Origin of the sequence: Micromonospora sp. WMMC241 (genome assembly GCF_027460165.1) — a bacterium.
GTDB classification, from domain to species: domain Bacteria; phylum Actinomycetota; class Actinomycetes; order Mycobacteriales; family Micromonosporaceae; genus Micromonospora; species Micromonospora humi.
This window is the reverse complement of sequence record NZ_JAPZBF010000001.1, coordinates 495,326-510,895: the sequence shown is the minus strand read 5'-3', so window position 1 is coordinate 510,895 and position 15,570 is coordinate 495,326. Positions and strand designations below refer to the sequence as shown.

Annotated in this window: 11 protein-coding genes; 2 read left to right on the top strand and 9 right to left on the bottom strand. The window is 72.5% G+C overall.

Features of this window, described 5'->3' with window-relative positions; translation table 11 throughout:
• Positions 1–4: 4 nt before the first annotated feature.
• A complete protein-coding gene (locus O7598_RS02500) occupies positions 5–3,271 on the bottom strand; it encodes a VWA domain-containing protein (RefSeq protein ID WP_269689840.1) in 3,267 nt (1,088 codons plus the stop codon).
• A gap of 332 nt (positions 3,272–3,603) precedes the next feature.
• Positions 3,604–4,722, bottom strand: a complete 1,119-nt coding sequence (locus tag O7598_RS02495) for a glycerophosphodiester phosphodiesterase (RefSeq protein ID WP_269689839.1) — start codon at positions 4,720–4,722, stop codon at positions 3,604–3,606.
• 106 nt (positions 4,723–4,828) lie between these two features.
• Between O7598_RS02495 and O7598_RS02490 the strand changes: the two genes are divergently transcribed.
• A complete protein-coding gene (locus tag O7598_RS02490; protein WP_269689838.1) occupies positions 4,829–6,163 on the top strand; it encodes a TrkH family potassium uptake protein in 1,335 nt (444 codons plus the stop codon).
• Positions 6,153–6,821 carry a potassium channel family protein gene (locus O7598_RS02485; RefSeq protein WP_269689837.1) on the top strand — a complete coding sequence of 223 codons (669 nt, stop codon included), beginning with the start codon at positions 6,153–6,155 and terminating at the stop codon, positions 6,819–6,821. The genes O7598_RS02490 and O7598_RS02485 overlap by 11 nt, the downstream gene beginning before the upstream one ends.
• A gap of 86 nt (positions 6,822–6,907) precedes the next feature.
• Here the strand turns inward: O7598_RS02485 and O7598_RS02480 are convergent, their stop codons facing one another.
• The 7 genes from O7598_RS02480 to O7598_RS02450 form a co-directional block, all read right to left on the bottom strand.
• Entirely contained in the window at positions 6,908–8,536 is a 1,629-nt protein-coding gene (locus O7598_RS02480; RefSeq protein WP_269689836.1) for a serine/threonine-protein kinase, read from the bottom strand.
• Positions 8,537–8,607: 71 nt separating this feature from the next.
• Positions 8,608–10,161 carry a fused MFS/spermidine synthase gene (locus tag O7598_RS02475; protein ID WP_269689835.1) on the bottom strand — a complete coding sequence of 518 codons (1,554 nt, stop codon included), beginning with the start codon at positions 10,159–10,161 and terminating at the stop codon, positions 8,608–8,610.
• A gap of 36 nt (positions 10,162–10,197) precedes the next feature.
• Positions 10,198–11,238 (bottom strand): coiled-coil domain-containing protein, encoded by a 1,041-nt coding sequence (locus tag O7598_RS02470; protein WP_442929786.1) that lies wholly within the window; start codon positions 11,236–11,238, stop codon positions 10,198–10,200.
• A 119-nt stretch (positions 11,239–11,357) separates the two neighbouring features.
• Complete coding sequence (locus tag O7598_RS02465) at positions 11,358–12,167, bottom strand: inositol monophosphatase family protein (RefSeq protein WP_269689834.1); 810 nt, start codon at positions 12,165–12,167, stop codon at positions 11,358–11,360.
• Positions 12,160–12,612, bottom strand: a complete 453-nt coding sequence (locus O7598_RS02460; RefSeq protein WP_269689833.1) for a response regulator — start codon at positions 12,610–12,612, stop codon at positions 12,160–12,162. Before O7598_RS02460 ends, O7598_RS02465 begins: the two co-directional genes overlap by 8 nt.
• Complete coding sequence (locus O7598_RS02455; protein WP_269689832.1) at positions 12,609–14,321, bottom strand: sensor histidine kinase; 1,713 nt, start codon at positions 14,319–14,321, stop codon at positions 12,609–12,611. Before O7598_RS02455 ends, O7598_RS02460 begins: the two co-directional genes overlap by 4 nt.
• Before the next feature lie 22 nt (positions 14,322–14,343).
• Positions 14,344–15,537 carry a PP2C family protein-serine/threonine phosphatase gene (locus O7598_RS02450; protein WP_269689831.1) on the bottom strand — a complete coding sequence of 398 codons (1,194 nt, stop codon included), beginning with the start codon at positions 15,535–15,537 and terminating at the stop codon, positions 14,344–14,346.
• Positions 15,538–15,570 lie beyond the last annotated feature (33 nt).

The window sequence follows — 15,570 nt, the reverse complement described above, 5'->3', positions numbered from 1 at the left end:
TCGGTCACATCGTCCGGCGTCGTCGCCAGCCCAGGACGATCAGCACCACGCCGCCGGTCATCGCCAGCGCGCCGCCACCGATCAGTCCGGTCAGCTTCATGCCGGTGACCGGCAGGTGCTTGCCGGGGTGGAACGGCGGGAACGGCTTCTCCGCCATCCGGTTGGTGAAGGTGCAGGTGATGTCCTGCCCCCGCGCCGGGGTGACCACCCCGTCCACCACCGGAACCGGGGTGTCGGTGCCGGTCAGCACGCACTCCGGCGGCCCGACCTGCTGGTAGCCCTTCGGCCCGCCCGACTCGCCGAGCCGGTAGCCGACGCCGACCTGCACCGGCACCGCCGTCACCTCGGGACTGCCGGACGGCCCGCTGATCGGCGTCGCCGCGTTGCCCGGCGCCGCGGTCAGCGTCCAGTCGGTCGGCGCGGCCTTGCCCCAGACCTTCTTGACCAGGGTCAGGTGCGCCCCGTTCGGGTCGAGCTGCCCGTTGCGCCAGGTGCAGGTGTACGCACGGCCCGCGGCCGGGGTGAGCACGTTGCCCGGGGTGGGCGCCGGCTCACCGGTGTCGTTGAAGACGCAGCGCAGCTCCGTCAGCTCGTACCCGGCCGGACCGCCGCTCTCGCTGAGGCCGTACGGCACGCCGGCCGTCACCACGGCGTCGGTCACCGCCGCCTCACCGCTGCGCCCGCTGACCGGGTTCGCCCCGGAGCCCTGCGGCGGGGTGGCGCCCAGCACCCAGTCGGTCGGCTTGGCGGTACCCCCGTAGGTGTTCGCCACCTCCTTGACCAGCGTGACCGTGCCGGTGGCCGGCGGCTGCGGCACGTCGGCGTTGACGAACGTGCAGGTGATGTCCTGCCCGAACGTCGGCGTCAGCACGTTGTCCGGCGTCTGGACCGGCGTGGAGGTGCCGGTGAGCACGCAGGTGGGCGTGCCGACCTGCTCGTACCCGGCCGGGCCGTCGCTCTCGGCGAGCCGGTAGGCCAGGTTCGGGTTCACCGCCGCCTTCGTCACCGCGGGTTCGCCACTGCGGCCGGTGACCGGCGTGGCGGACCCGGCCGGCGGGGTGGCGTTGAGCACCCAGTCGGTCGGCACGGCGGTGCCACCGTGGGTGTTGCGCACCTCCTTGACCAGGGTCAGCAGCGCCGGCTGGGCCTGGTTGACCGCGATGCACACCACGGTCTGCCCGATCTGCACGGCCACCTGGCCGTTCTCGCCACCGAAGTCGGGGTTGACCCCCGGACCGGCGCGTTCCCGGACCCCGCAGCTCCAGCTACCGGTGGCCGGCGGCACGATCACCGCGCCCGGCACCACGGTCTGGGTGAAGCCGGGCACGGCGCTCTCGCCGAGCGAGTAGATCGCCTCCGCGACGACCGGTCGGGCCGGGTCGCCGCTCTTCACGGTGAACCCGTTCGGCCCGTGCGCGGTCAGGTCCCAGGCCGTCGCCGGCGGCGCCGGCGGCCCGTACGGGTTCTGCACCGACTTGGCCAGGATCAGCTTCGTCTCGCAGGTCACCGTGTTGGTGATCTGGTAGGTGTTGGCGCCGGCGGCGAGCGTCTGCTCACCGAGGTCGCCGCTTGCCGTGTTGCTGCACCCGGGCGGCAGTGCGGTGATGGTCTCGTCGATGACGACCGACTGCCCCGCCTGGAAGGTGTGGTACTCCACGCCCCAGGCCGGCTGGTCGACGCCGGGCAGCAGCAGCCCGGCCTGGATGGAGACGTCCTGCTGCGGGTCCGGGACGGTCTGCCCGTTGACCACCCAGGTCTTGTTCACCACCACCGTCGCCGGCGTGGGTTCGGCCTGGTTGATCATTACGCAGCTCACCGCGTCGTTGGCGAGCGCGTCCACGTTGAAGCCGGCGTCGCCGTTGTTCGTCACCAGCACGGGCTGGCCGCCGGCCGTGCAGGTGGCGTTGAGGCCGTCCTGCTGCACCAGGGCGTACCCGGCCTGCGGCGTCTCCGCGATCGCCACCGCCCGACCGGGCTGGGTGCCGAGGTCGACGGCGAGGCTGACCGCGCCGGTGGCGGTGTCGGTGACGGCGCTCGGCGGGGTCACGCCGGTGCTGCTGGACGAGATCGTCCAACCACCGGTCGGCTGCGGGTCACCGCCGCCCGGCGGGATCACCATCTTGACCACGCTGACCGTACCCCGGCAGTTCTCCAGGGCGAGTTCCCGGAATACGGCGGCGAGTTGGTCGTAGTCGGTCTGGTAGTAGTCGGAGTTGGCGACCGGCCCGGAGATGGCGACCAGGTTGTCCGGCGCGCCGGAGACACCGGCGCCGACGCCGACCGCGACCACCCGCGTGCCCTGCGCCTTCACCGCGTTGGCGGAGAAGATGCCGTTCTCGACCTCCACGAAGCGGGTGAAGCTGCCGGACCCCTGGGCGGGCGGCGGGCCGTACACGGTGGGGTTGCCGTCGGTCAGGACGATGACCGCGTCGTAGTCGTACGGCGCGGCGGCGATCTGCCACAGGCCCTGGTCCCAGTTGGTGGAGCCGTTGGCGGTGAGGCCGTTGATCGCGGCCTTGACCGTGTTGGCCCCGCTCGGGTCGGAGACCGGGACCGGGTTCAGCACCGCGTTGGCGTTCGTGGCGAACGTGTAGAGGCCGATCTCCGACGGCGTGCCGGTCAGCGCGTCCACGAAGCCGTTGGCGGCGTTCTTCACCACCGGCAGGTCCGGCCGGATCGACCCGGACACGTCGATCAGCAGCGCGACGCGCAGGCCGCACGAGGCGGGCAGCGCCGGGTTGTCGCGCTCGTCGGCCCAGACCGCGCCGCGCGCGGTCCGGTTGGTGTTCCCGGTGGTCACCGCCGGGAAGGTGTACGTCTGATTGTTGGCCACCGCCCCGGTGAACACCCCGTTGTACGGGGTGGACTGGTAGGGCGCGCTACCCCCGTTGCCGGTGACCAGGCTGTCGACGACGCGCCAGCCGCTCGGCGCGCTGCGCTCGACGATCCAGTAGCCCTGGTTCGTGCCGGTCCGCCCGGGCACGTCGACCGCGCACCTGCCGCTGGCGTCGGTGGTGCAGGACGCGTCCGGCGTGGCGCCCGGGCCGGGCCGCGTCCCGCTGACGCCCGCGTAGAAGTCGAAGGTGGCGCCGGCCAGCGGCCCCACGGTCTGTTCGCCGGTGCGGTCGCCGCCCTTGTTGACGACGAGCGTCGCGTGGGTGGCGTCGGCGGCGCGGGCCGGCGTCGCCGCCTGCGGCCCGATCAGCGGCAGCAGGCCGCCCACCAGGGTGAGGGCGGCGGCCGCGCACCACCGGCGCCGCGCACGTGTCATCGTAGGAATGGACATTCACAACCCCCGTACAGCGCCTGCCCTTGTCGCAGGACAACCAGGCCAGTATTGGGTGATATGTCCGTTTCCCGGGGCACTTTGCCAATGGTGAGCGTTGGTCACCTCCACCCACGCTCCCACCCGGACCTCGGACGTGCGGCAGCGCTGTTCGCAGCGGCCGGCCCGGGTTGAGTCGTTTCTGATATCAGCTCTGAAGGCAACGGAACAGGAACTGCCCGCAGCGAACGACAGCCGCCAGGCGCAGGTCGCCGACCGCCCGCCTGGGCGGAACGCGCCAGGCGGGCGAGCCGGACCGACGTCGAGCGGTACGCGGGTCAGCGGCCGGCGCGGGCGGCCACCGCGGTGTCCGGCTGGTCGGCGAACACGCCGTCCAGGCCCAGCCCGAGGAAGAGTTCGTACTCGGACGTGATGTCGCCGCGCGCGTTCGGGTCGGCGCCGAGGCGGAAGTCGAGCGGCAGGAACTGGTTCTCGGCGCGGAACGTCCAGGCGTGCACCACCAGGCCGAGCCGGTGCGCGTCCCGGATCACCGAGGTCGGCGCGAGCAGCCGGCCGGTGCCGTCGCGGGGCACGATCAGGTTCTTGTTCAGGCCGACGCCGTCGGCGTACCGGGACACCCAGGCCAGGCCGGTGGCGGTCGCCAGATCGGCGTAGGTCCGGCGGTCGCCGGCCGCGGTGAAGTCGTAGGGCGCGCCGGTCGCGTCCATCAGCTGGACCAGACGCACGTCGATCATCGTGTCGAGCTTGCGCAGGTTGGCGGTCTCGAAGCTCTGGACGAAGACCGGGTCGTCGCGGTGGGTCAGCCGGTTCCGGCGGAGCACCGCCACCAGCGGCTCCTCCAGCGCACGACCGATCGACGCGAAGTAGGTGGGGTGCTTCGTCTCCGGGTAGACGCCGATGGTCCGACCGCGGGCCTTCGACTCGGTCCGGGCCAGGTCGACGACCTCCTGGAAGGTGGGGATCTCGAACCGCCCGTCGAACGCGGTGTTGGTCACCCGCACCTGCGGCAGCCGCTCCTTGGCCCGCAGCGTCTTCAGCTCGGCCAGGGTGAAGTCCTCGGTGAACCAGCCGGTCACCGAGACCCCGTCGATGGTCTTCGTGGCCTTTCGGGCGGCGAACTCGGGATGCGACGCCACGTCCGTCGTACCCGAGATCTCGTTCTCGTGCCGGGCGACCAGGATGCCGTCCTTCGTCGAGACCAGGTCCGGCTCGATGAAGTCGGCGCCCTGGCGGATGGCCAGCCGGTAGGACTCCAGGGTGTGCTCCGGGCGGTAGCCGCTCGCCCCACGATGGCCGATCACGAGCGGTCGCTGGGCCGCGCGGGGCCGCTCGGCGCGGGCGTCCGGGCCGGCCTGGGCGGCCACGGCCGGCACCACCACGGCCGCCGCCGCGAGCAGCGTGCCGGCCACGCCGAGGGCGGAAAGGGTACGTCGCAACGCAGTCTCCTGTCGTCGATGGGTACGCACAGCAGACCCGGCGTGGTTGACGTCCAGTTGGTCGGTTCCTGACCTGCCGGTGAATCTCCGGACGGAAGATGACGGGATGCGCCGCCTGCTCCGGAAGCCGGTACGGCTGGTGCCGCTCGGGTTCCTGGCGGTGATCCTGGTCGGCACCGGGCTGCTCATGCTGCCCTGGGCCACCAGCCAGCAGCGTTGGACGCCGTTCCTGACCGCGCTGTTCACCTCCACCTCGGCGGTCTCGGTGACCGGCATGACGGTCACCGACACGCCGAACTACTGGAACGACTTCGGGCTCGTGATGATCACCGTGCTGACCCAGCTCGGCGGGCTCGGCATCCTGACCGGCGCGTCCCTGGTGATCCTGGCGGTCTCCCGACAGCTCGGCCTGCGCAACCGGCTGCTCGTGCAGGCCGAGACCGCCGAGTTCGGTCTCGGCGACATACGCCGGCTGCTGCTGCGCATCGCGGCCACCGTCTTCGTCACCGAGGCGCTGATGACCGCCGTGATCAGCGGACGCTTCTGGCTGGTCTACGACTACCCGGCCGGGCGGGCGCTCTGGTCGGCGGTGTTCCACTCCGTCCAGGCGTTCAACAACGGCGGCTTCACCCTCTACACCGACGGGCTGGTCGCGTTCTCCCGGGACCCGTGGGTGGCGCTGCCGCTCAGCATCGGCGCGATCATCGGCGGGCTCGGCTTCCCGGCGCTGTTCGAGGCGGTACGCGAGTGGCGGCAGCCCCGCCGGTGGGCGGTCGCCACCAAACTCACGGTCTGGGGCAGCGTGGTGCTCACCGTCGTCGGGTTCGGCTACCTGCTGCTGGCCGAGTGGCGGAACCCGTACACGCTCGGCACGTTCGACGTGCCGGGCAAGGTGCTCGCCGCGTTCACCCAGATCGCGTTGAGCCGCACCGGCGGCTTCGACGTGATCCACGTCGGACGGCTCACCGAGGAGAGCTATCCGATGCTGATCGGGCTGATGTTCATCGGAGGTGGCAGCGCCAGCACCGCCGGCGGCATCAAGGTCTCCACGTTCTTCCTGCTCGGTTTCGCCATCTGGGCGGAGCTGCGCGGCGAGCCGGACACCACCGTCGGCCACCGCCGGGTGTCCTCGAACAGCCAACGGCAGGCGCTGACGGTCGCCCTGCTCAGCGTGGCGCTGGTGGCCGGTGGCACGGTCGTGCTGATCGCGATGACCGACGAGGTGCGTTACTACGCCGCGCTGTTCGAGATCACCTCCGCGTTCAGCACCACGGGCCTCACCGTCGGCCTCGCGCAACGACTACCGGAGCCCGGCCAGTATCTGCTGGTGGCGCTCATGTACATCGGCCGGATCGGACCGCTCACCCTCGGGTCGGCGATCGCGTTGAACACCCGGCGACGCCTGTACCGCTATCCGGAGGAGCAACCCATTGTCGGCTAGACACTCGGACGACGCCGGCGTCGTCGTGATCGGCCTGGGCCGGTTCGGCTACCACCTGGCCGGCGCGCTGACGCGACTCGACCACGAGGTGCTCGCCATCGACCGGGACCCGGCGCGGGTCCAGCGGTGGTCCGCCGAACTGGACCGGGTGGTGCAGGCCGACGCCACCGAGGAGATGGCGCTGCGCCAGCTCGGCGTGGCCGACTTCGCCCGGGTGGTGGTCGCCATCGGCGCCTCGGTCGAGGCCAGCGTGCTCACCGTGCTGGCCCTCACTGAGCTGGGCATCCCGCAGATCTGGGCGCGGGCCACCTCGGAGAAGCACGCCAAGATCCTGCACTCGGTCGGCGCGCACCACGTGGTGTTCCCGGAGGCGGAGACCGGCGAACGGGTGGCGCACCTGATCGTCAGCCGGATGCTCGACTTCATCGAGTTCGGCGACGACTTCGCGATCGCCAAGGTCCGGGTGCCGGCCCCGCTGGTCGGCCGCGCGCTGCGCGAGGTGGCCCCGCGCGACAGGTACGGGGTGATGGTGGTCGGCGCGAAGCTGCCCGGCGAGCCGTTCCGCTACGCCGGGCCGGACACGGTGCTGGCACCGGAGAGCGTGCTCATCGTGGAGGGCAGCATCACCCAGGTGCAGCGCTTCGCGGCATTGACCTGACCGTCGGCACCGACCTGACCGTCAGCCCTTCGGGCCCTTGCCCTTCCCCTTGGGCTTGCCCGGCCCACCCCCCTTCGGCTGTTCGCCTACCCTTTTCCCTTGCCGCCCTCCTTGCCCTTCTTGCCGGGCTTCGGCGGTTCCGCCTTGGGTTTCGGCGCCGGCTTCGCCTTCGCCGGCCCGCTCTTGGCGGCGCTCTTCGTGGTCTTCGCGGGCGGCTTGGCCGGCGCCTTGGTCTTCGGCGCGGTGGTGATCGGCACCGACCCGGCGATGCCCGACACCTGCACCCCGCACGCCCTACCACCGACCTTGAACTCCACCGGCAGCGTGTTGCTTCCGGTGTAGCGCCCGGCCAGCGTGAGCTTCGTCGACGCGCCCGGCGCCAGCGCCGGGGTGGCCGCCGGGGCCGCCACCGACACGGTCCGCCCCTCCTGGCGTGCCGGCGGCTTCGCCGTGGTGACCGCCTGCTTACCGGGGAAGCTGAAGCTCATCGTCCAGTCGCGCAGTTCCCGGGTGCCGGTGTTGGTGAGCGTCAGCTCGGCCGAGAAGTCCCTGCCGGTGTCGCGGCGCAGCGAGTAGTCGACCGCGCAGGGCGCCGGCTCGGGCAACCCCATCCGCGCCTCCGTCGGCTCCACCCCGCCGCTGGCCGGGCTGCGCGACGTCACCCCCCACATGGCGGCGGTGACCGCGATCAGCCCGGCGGCGGCCACCCCGGCCTCCACCTTGCGCCGCCGCGCCGCCGACCGCCGGGTCCGGGTGCGGATCGCCGAGTACGGCAACGCGTCGGTCGCCGCCGACCAGGGCAGGATCGTGGTGTCGGCGTTCTCGGTCAGCGCCGGGTCGACGCCACCGAACGCCGGCGACACCGGCACGATCGACGCGATCCCGGCGGCCTCGGCGAGCGTCCGCGCCACCTCGGGGGTGGGCGGTCGGTCCTCCGGGCGCTTGGCCAGGCAGCGCTGGACCAGGTCACCGACCTGCCCGGGGAGCCCCGGCACCGGCGGCATCGGGTCCGGGTCCTGGTACATGTGCGCGCGCAGCATCTGGGTGGTGGTGCTGGCCTGCCACGGCAGCCGGCCGGTGAGCATCCGATAGAGCAGCAGGCCGACCGCGTAGACGTCGGTGGCCGGCGAGACGTGCCCGTTGTCGAGCCGCTCCGGTGCGAGGTAGGCGGGCGTGCCGAGCAGCGCCCCGTCCGGGCCCTTGTCGCTCTCCCCCACCAGCGCCGAGATGCCGAAGTCGACGACCTTCACGCCGGTCGGGGTGAGCATCACGTTGCCGGGGGTCACGTCCCGGTGCACCACGCCGCGGGCGTGCGCGGTGGCCAGCGCCGAGGCGACCTCCGCGCCGATGGTCAGCGCCTCCCGCCAGGGCAGTTGCCCGTCACGGCCGAGCCGGCCGCTGAGCGGGCCGCCGTCGACCAGCTCCATGACCACGTACGGCACGGTCAGCCCGACCTGGACCGACTCGCCGTAGTCGTACACGTTGGTGATGTTGGGGTGGCAGAGCCGCGCGGCGGCCTGCGCCTCGACGCGGATCCGGTGCCGGAACGCCTTGTCGGTGGCAAGCCGGGAGGCGAGCACCTTGACCGCCACCTGCCGGCCGAGCACCTCGTCGTAGCCGCGCCACACCACCGACATGCCGCCCGCGCCCAACTGCTCGACCAGGCGGTAGCGCTCACCCAGCAGCTGCACGCCGTTCCTGACCGCTGCACCCATGGTCGGTGCAGTTGCCCGAAGTGGCCCCCGGTACACCTGTCCGGTCGGAATCGGTCAGGAAAGTCACCCGATCAGGCGGTCGCGAGGAGTTGGTCCACCGGGGCGAAGTCGTCGGTGAGGACCCGTGCGTCGCCGACCCAGGCGGCCGTCCTCGCCTCGTCGAGCAGCTCGGCCGGCTCGGGGAAACGCTTCAGGCCGGCGGGGATCCCGGCCAGCGGCAGCGGCACGTCCGAGGCGACGATCACGAAGTTCGCCCCGTGCTGGCCGGCGATCGCGCCCGGCGGCGCGATCAGCGCGACGTGGTCGAACACGGCCGACACGGTGGCCAGCTCGGCCCGGATGAACCGGTCCGGCGGATAGTCGATCACGTTCTGCACGTAGATCCCGTCCGGCCGGAGCACCCGCCGGATGTCCGCGGCCATCTCCCTCGTGGCCAGGTGCCAGGGCACCACCAGGTGGCCGAACGCGTCGCCGACGATGAAGTCCCGGCTGTCGGCCGGCTCGCCGCCGAGCAGCACCCGCGCGTCGCCCACCTCGGCCCGCAGCTTCGGCCCGGTGCGCAGCCCCATCTCCCGCTTGTCCAGCTCGACCAGGCCGCCGTCGACCTCGAAGACCAGGTTGTCGGTGCCGGGCCGGGTCGCGGCCAGGTAGCCGGGCACGGTGAAGCCGCCGCCACCCAGGTGCAGCGCCTCCATCGGCTGCCCGGCCGGCCGCGCCAGGTCCGCGACCAGGCCGACCCACTGGGCGTACGAGTACTTCAGGCGGGTCGGATCGCTCAGGTCGACGTAGGAGTGCTCGGCCGAGTTGAGGAAGAGCGTGCGCCCGTCCGGCGAATCCGCGTCCACCTCCACCCGGGCGCAGTGGTAGGCGGTCTCCACATCGCACGGGTTCGGCGCGGCCGCGGTCAGCCCGGCGGCGGAGAGGCCGAGCAACGCCAGCGCCGCCTTCGCCCGGCCCGGCGTCGACAGCCCCGAGCCGTCCCGCCGCCGCAGCCAGAACCCGAGCGCCAGCCCGGTCACGCCGAGCACCGCGGCCAGCGCCAGCACGATCACCGAGCTGGGCAGCGCGGCCACCAGGATGAAGCCGGTGCCCAGCGTGGCGGTGATCCCGCCGAGCGTGCCGATGCTGGAGAGCTTTCCCACCACCTGGCCGGTACGGCGCAGGTCGGCGAGCTGGAGCTTCACCACGAGCGGGGTGATCCCGGCGAGCAGCGCCGCGGGCAGCAGCACGGTCAACGCGGTCAGCAGGAGCACCGCGCTGGCCGCGCCGCCGCGCAACGCCTCACCGGCGTACCGGACGATGGGCAGGGTGACCGCGGTGGCGATGCCGGCCAGCACCAGAGCCGGGGCCAGCAGGGCGCGCGGGTCCCGCCGGTCGGCGAGCCACCCGCCCATCCACGCCCCGTACGCGATGGCGGCCAGCGCCATGCCGATGACCGAACTGGTCACCTGGAGGGTCACCCCGACGTACGGGCCGACCAGGCGCAGCGAGACGGTCTCCAGCACCAGCACCGCCCCGCTGGAGAGGAAGACCAGGAAGGCGGCCAACCCGTTCGGCAGGGCGCGCGGCGCGGCCGGCGCGTCGGTCGCCGGCTCGATGACGATGTCGGACGATGTGCTGCTCACCGTCGCGAGGGTACGCGGCGTTCCTGGTGGTTCGGGTCAGTACATCGAGATGTGAACATGGTTTGTGTGGTCGGCGGCCGGGCTGCCACCGCCGCTGTACGCCCGCCAGCCGGTGTTCGGCATCCAGATCTGCCGATACCAGATCACGTACATGATGCCGAGCCGGTTCGCGTTGTTCTTCGCCCAGCTGGCGAGGCGGTCGCCGTACGACTTGTCGCCGCCGGTGGCGGTGCGGTCCTCGAAGCCGCCGCTGGCGGCGGAGAAGTCGCAGGCCCGACCCTTGGGGTGTTCCCCGCCGCCGCCGCTGCGGTGGCAGGAGGCGTAACGCGTGAAGCTCGCCGCCTTGGCCTGCTGGAGCATGTGCAGGGTGCGCGGCGTGATGCAGCCGCTGGCCGGCGTCGGGTCGTCCACCGAGCAGGACTCCGACGGCCAGGAGCCGTCCGAGTTGCGGGGGGCGGGCTTGGCCGACGAGGAGCCGCCGTTGAAGCCGGAGCCGGCGCCGGAGCTGACCTTCGCCAGCGCCACCTCGGCGTCCTTCTTCTTCCGGGCCAGCACGGCGACCTGCCTGGCCTGTTCCCGGACCTCGGCGTCGAGGGCCAGCTTGGACTCGGCGAGCTGGGCCTTCGCGGCGGCCAGGGCACCGAGGCGCTGGCTGTCGCGCTGCGCCATCATGTCCAGCTCGGCGGCCCGGTGCAGGAAGTCGTCCGGCCCGGAGCTGGCCAGCAGCATCGACACCGCTGTCAGCCGGCCCTGCCGGTAGGACTGCACCGCCACCTCACCGGCCTGGGCGGTCAACCCGACCAGCCGTGCCTCGGTGTCCTTGAGCTGGACGGCCAGCTGGGCCTGGCGGCGCTTGGAGTTGTCCAGCTTGTTGCGGGCGTCGATGTGGCCCTTCGCCGCGGCCTCCAGCGCCGCCCGGAGCTGCTTGCTGTCGCCCTCGTCGGGGGCGTTCGGGCTGGGCGCGGCGGCGGCCGGGCCGGCCGTGGCGAGGCCGGCGCCGAGCAGCACGGCCGTCGCGGCGAGCAGCGCGAGCAGCGACCGGCGGACCCGCCGGCCGGTGAGCCTGGTCCTGGGCACGTGATGGTCCTTCCGTCAACCGCGGTCACGATACCGGACCAGGCGCGCCGCGCCAGATCCGTGACCGCCGACAAGGCGGATCGTCGACGCAGCGTGTCGCCGACGTCGCCGAGCGCTGCTCAGCGCGCCAGCAGCGCCGCGTACACGTCGTCCCAGATCTCCGGGCTGGCCGCGACCAGCAGGCCCCGACCCTCGTCGGCCGGGTGGTAGTCGGTGCCGTCGAAGCGGCGGGCGACCCCGCCGGCCTCCCGGACCAGCAGCGTGCCGGGGGTGTGGTCCCACGGCAGCGTGCGCCAGAACAACACGAACTGCTGCGCGCCGGTGAGCACGTCCAGGTATTCCCGGCCGGCGCAGTGCTGGCCGGGCAGCAGCTCGCCGATCCGGCGACCGCCGGCCTCGACGTCCCGGCGGACGTCGCCGGGCAGGAACTTCGTCATCGCGGTGCCGCGCAACGCGCCCGCCGCCGGCGTCGGCCGGTCGGTCCGCACCGGGGCGCCGGCCAGCGTGGTGCCCCCGTCGAGCCGACCCGCGGCCATCGTGCCGTCCAGCGGGTCGTACACCCAGGAGGCCACCGGCACGCCGTCGGTGAGCAACGCCGCCATCAGCGCGAACGGCCGCTTGCCGGCGGCGAAGTTGGACGTGCCGTCGACCGGGTCGACCAACCAGACGTCACCGCTGCCTCGCAGGTGCCGCAGCAGGTCCGGGTCCTCGGCGACGGCCTCCTCGCCGACCACCACCGAGCCGGGGCGCAGCCGCCGCAGCCCTTCGGAGATCAGCTTCTCGGCCTCGCGGTCGGCGACGGTGACCACCTCGCCGGGCGCCTTCTCGGAGATGTCGGACGGGTCGAGCCGGCGGAACATCGGCACGACGACGTCGGCCGCGGCCTCCCGCAGCAGCGCGGCGACGTCGTCCAGCAGCGGGTCAGCCACGCGGCGGCAGCTTGACCACGCTGACGAAGAACTCGTCGATCTGGCGGACCACCGAGATGAAGCGCTCGAAGTCCACCGGCTTGGTCACGTAGGCGTTGGCGTGCAGCTGGTAGCTGCGCAGGATGTCCTCGTCGGCCTGGGACGTGGTGAGCACCACGACCGGGATCCGGCGGAGGACCTCGTCCTTCTTGATCTCCTCCAGCACCTCCCGGCCGTCCCGGCGGGGCAGGTTCAGGTCGAGCAGGATCAGGTCGGGCGTGACCGCGTCCGCGTACGGGCCCTCGCGGCGCAGGTAGGCCAGCGCCTCGGCGCCGTCGGAGACGACCGTCAGGCGGTTGCGGAGCTTGTGCTCCTCGAACGCCTCCTGGGTCATCAGCACGTCACCCGGATCGTCCTCGACGAGCAGGACCTCGATCGGGCTCTTGCCGTCCGCAGGCGCGGTCATCCCACCGTCTCCTTCATGCCACCGTTTGTATCCTGTCGGTCCGCCTCCGTGGGCGGCTCTTCCCGTGCCACGCCGTCCGGCTGCGCCGCGTCGTCCGCAGGCGCGTCCTCGGCGGTCGGCTCCGCCTCCTCCGCGTCCCCGGCCGCCTTCGCCGCCTCGACGTCGGCCTCCAGCGCCGGCAGCGTGAACCGGATCGTGGTGCCCTCCTCGGCCTCGGTGTCCACCCAGACCCGGCCGCCGTGGTATTCCACGATCTTCTTGACGATGGCGAGCCCGATGCCGGTCCCCGGGTACGCGTCCTTGGAGTGCAGCCGCTGGAAGATCACGAAGATCTTGTCGGCGAACTCCGGCTCGATCCCGATGCCGTTGTCCCGGCAGCTGATCTCCCACTCGCCGTCGACCAGCCGGGCCGAGACGTGCACCTTCGACGGCACGTCGGGGCGGCGGAACTTCACCGAGTTGCTGACCAGGTTGACCAGCAGGTTGGTCAACAGCGGCTCCTCGCCGCGGATGGTCGGCATCTCGTCCCAGGTCAGCTCCGCGTCGGCGTACTGCCGGGCCGCCTCGGTCTGACCGGCCACGTCGCCCATCACCCGGTTCAGGTCGACCTCGGTGAACCCGGTGGTGAGCCGGCCGATCCGGGAGAACGCCAGCAGGTCGTTGATGAGCCGCTGCATCCGCTGCGCGCCGTCCACCGCGAACGCGATGTACTGGTCGGCCCGCTCGTCGAGCTGGCCGGCGTAGCGGCGCTGGAGGAGTTGGCAGAAGCTGGCCACCTTGCGCAGCGGCTCCTGCAGGTCGTGCGAGGCCACGTAGGCGAACTGCTCCAGGTCACGGTTGGAGCGGGTCAGCTCCTCGGCCTGCTTCTGGAGCTGGTCGTTGACCCATTCGATCCGCTCCCGGGCCTGGCGTACCTCGTCCAGCTCTTGGGCGATCTTCTGCCGCATCTGGTCGATGTCGTCGGCGAGCCGGCGGAACTCCGGCGGACCGGACCCGGCGATGCGGTGCTGGTAGTCGCCGTCGGCGACCTCCCGCACCTGGCCGACCAGGCCGGCCAGCGGGCGGATCAGGATCCGGTCGAGCGAGAGCAGCATGACCGCGCCGGCCACCGCCACCACCAGCGCCGCGACGATCAACAGCACGACCAGCGCGTTGCTCGTCGAGTTGACCCGGTCGGCGGTCTCCTTCCGGACGGTGAGGACCTCGTCCTGGAGCGTGGTGATGGAAGCCCTTATCCCGTCGAACTGCTGGCGGGTCCGGTCGGTGATCAGTGCCTGGCCGGCCGTCGGGCCGCCACGGTCGGTGGCCGCGATCACCGGCTCGGCCACCTGGGACCGCCACTGCGTGGTCTGCTGCTCGACCACGCCCAGTTCCCGGCGTACGTCGGGGTAGTCGGCGGAGAGCCCGCGGATCGAGGCGATCAACGCCTGCTCGCGCTTGACGCCCTCCTGGTAGGGGCCGAGGTCGTTGCGGTCGCCGTTCACGGCGTAGCCGCGCACCGCGGTCTCCTGGTCCAGCAGGACGCTCATCAGCTCCTGCGCCTGGACCCGTAGCGGACCGGTCTTCAGCAGCACCGCGTCGATGTTCTGCCGGTTCTTGGCGGCGACCGCCGCCTCCGCGGCGGCCAGCCCGAGCAGCAGCGCCAGGACCACGCCGAGCAGCGCGACCACCCGCCGCCGCAGCGTCCACCCCTGCTGGTACGCCTTCATCGTGCCTCTTCCATTCGAACCGTCACCGACCGCTGCCCCGGGTCACCAGCAACATCGCCACGTCGTCGGCGAGCGGGCCGCCGTTGATCTGCTCGGCGCGGCCGACCAGCCAGGCGGGCAGCTCGGACAGCGGCACCGCGCGGTTGGCCGGTTCGGCGAGCAGGCCGGTGAGCCCGGGCACGTCGAGTCGTTCGTCGCCGCCCTCGACCCGACCCTCGATGAGGCCGTCGGTGTACATCAGCAGGGACCAGTCATCGGTGTCGAACTCCAGGTCGAAGGCGACGGGGCGGCGGGGCCGGACGCCGAGCAGCAGCCCGCCCTTGGCCGGCACCGGGGCGACCTTACCGCCGCTGAGCAGCAGCGGTGGCGGGTGACCGGCGAGCCGTACGGTGGCCCGGGCGGACGCCAGGTCGAGTCGGGCGGTGGCCACCGTCGCGAAGATCTCCTGGAGCCGGCGCTCGCTCATCAGCACCTGCTCCAGCGCGGGCAGCACCTCGTCGTCGGGCACCCCGGCCAGCACCAGGGCCCGCCAGGCGACGCGCAGCTCGACCCCGAGCGCGGCCTCGTCCACGCCGTGACCGCACACGTCGCCGACGATCAGGTCGATCCGGTCCGGCCGGGTCTGCACCACGTCGTAGAAGTCGCCACCGATCAGCGCGGCGTGCCGGCCGGGCCGGTAGAACGTGTGCACCGACACCTCGTCGGTGGTCATCAGCGGCTGCGGCAGCAGACCGCGTTCCAGGCGGGCCGACTCGGCCTGGCGCAGCTCCACCTCGCGTAGCCGGCGGGCGTTCTCGTCGGCCCGTTTGCGTTCCACCGCGTAGCGCAGCGCCCGGGTCAGCAGCACACCGTCGACCTGGCCCTTGACCAGGTAGTCCTGCGCGCCCTCGGCGACCGCCACGATGCCGAGGTGCTCGTCGGAGCGGCCGGTGAGCACGCAGACCGCGGCGCCGCTGGCCATCTCCAGCACCCGGCGCAGCCCGTCCAGGCCCTGCGCGTCGGGCAGGCCCAGGTCGAGCAGGACGCAGTCGACGCCCATCACCCGCTGGCGGGCCTCGCTGAGGCTGGTCGCGACCAGCAGGTCGATCATCGAGTTGGTCTCGGCGAGCAGCTCGCCGACCAGGAAGGCGTCGCCTTCGTCGTCCTCGACCAGCAGCACCCGCAGCCGTTCGCCGGGCGGGAGGCCGCCGTGCAGCGCCGAGCCGGCCCGGGGCACGACGGGGGCGCCCGGTGTGTCGGTCCCCCGGTG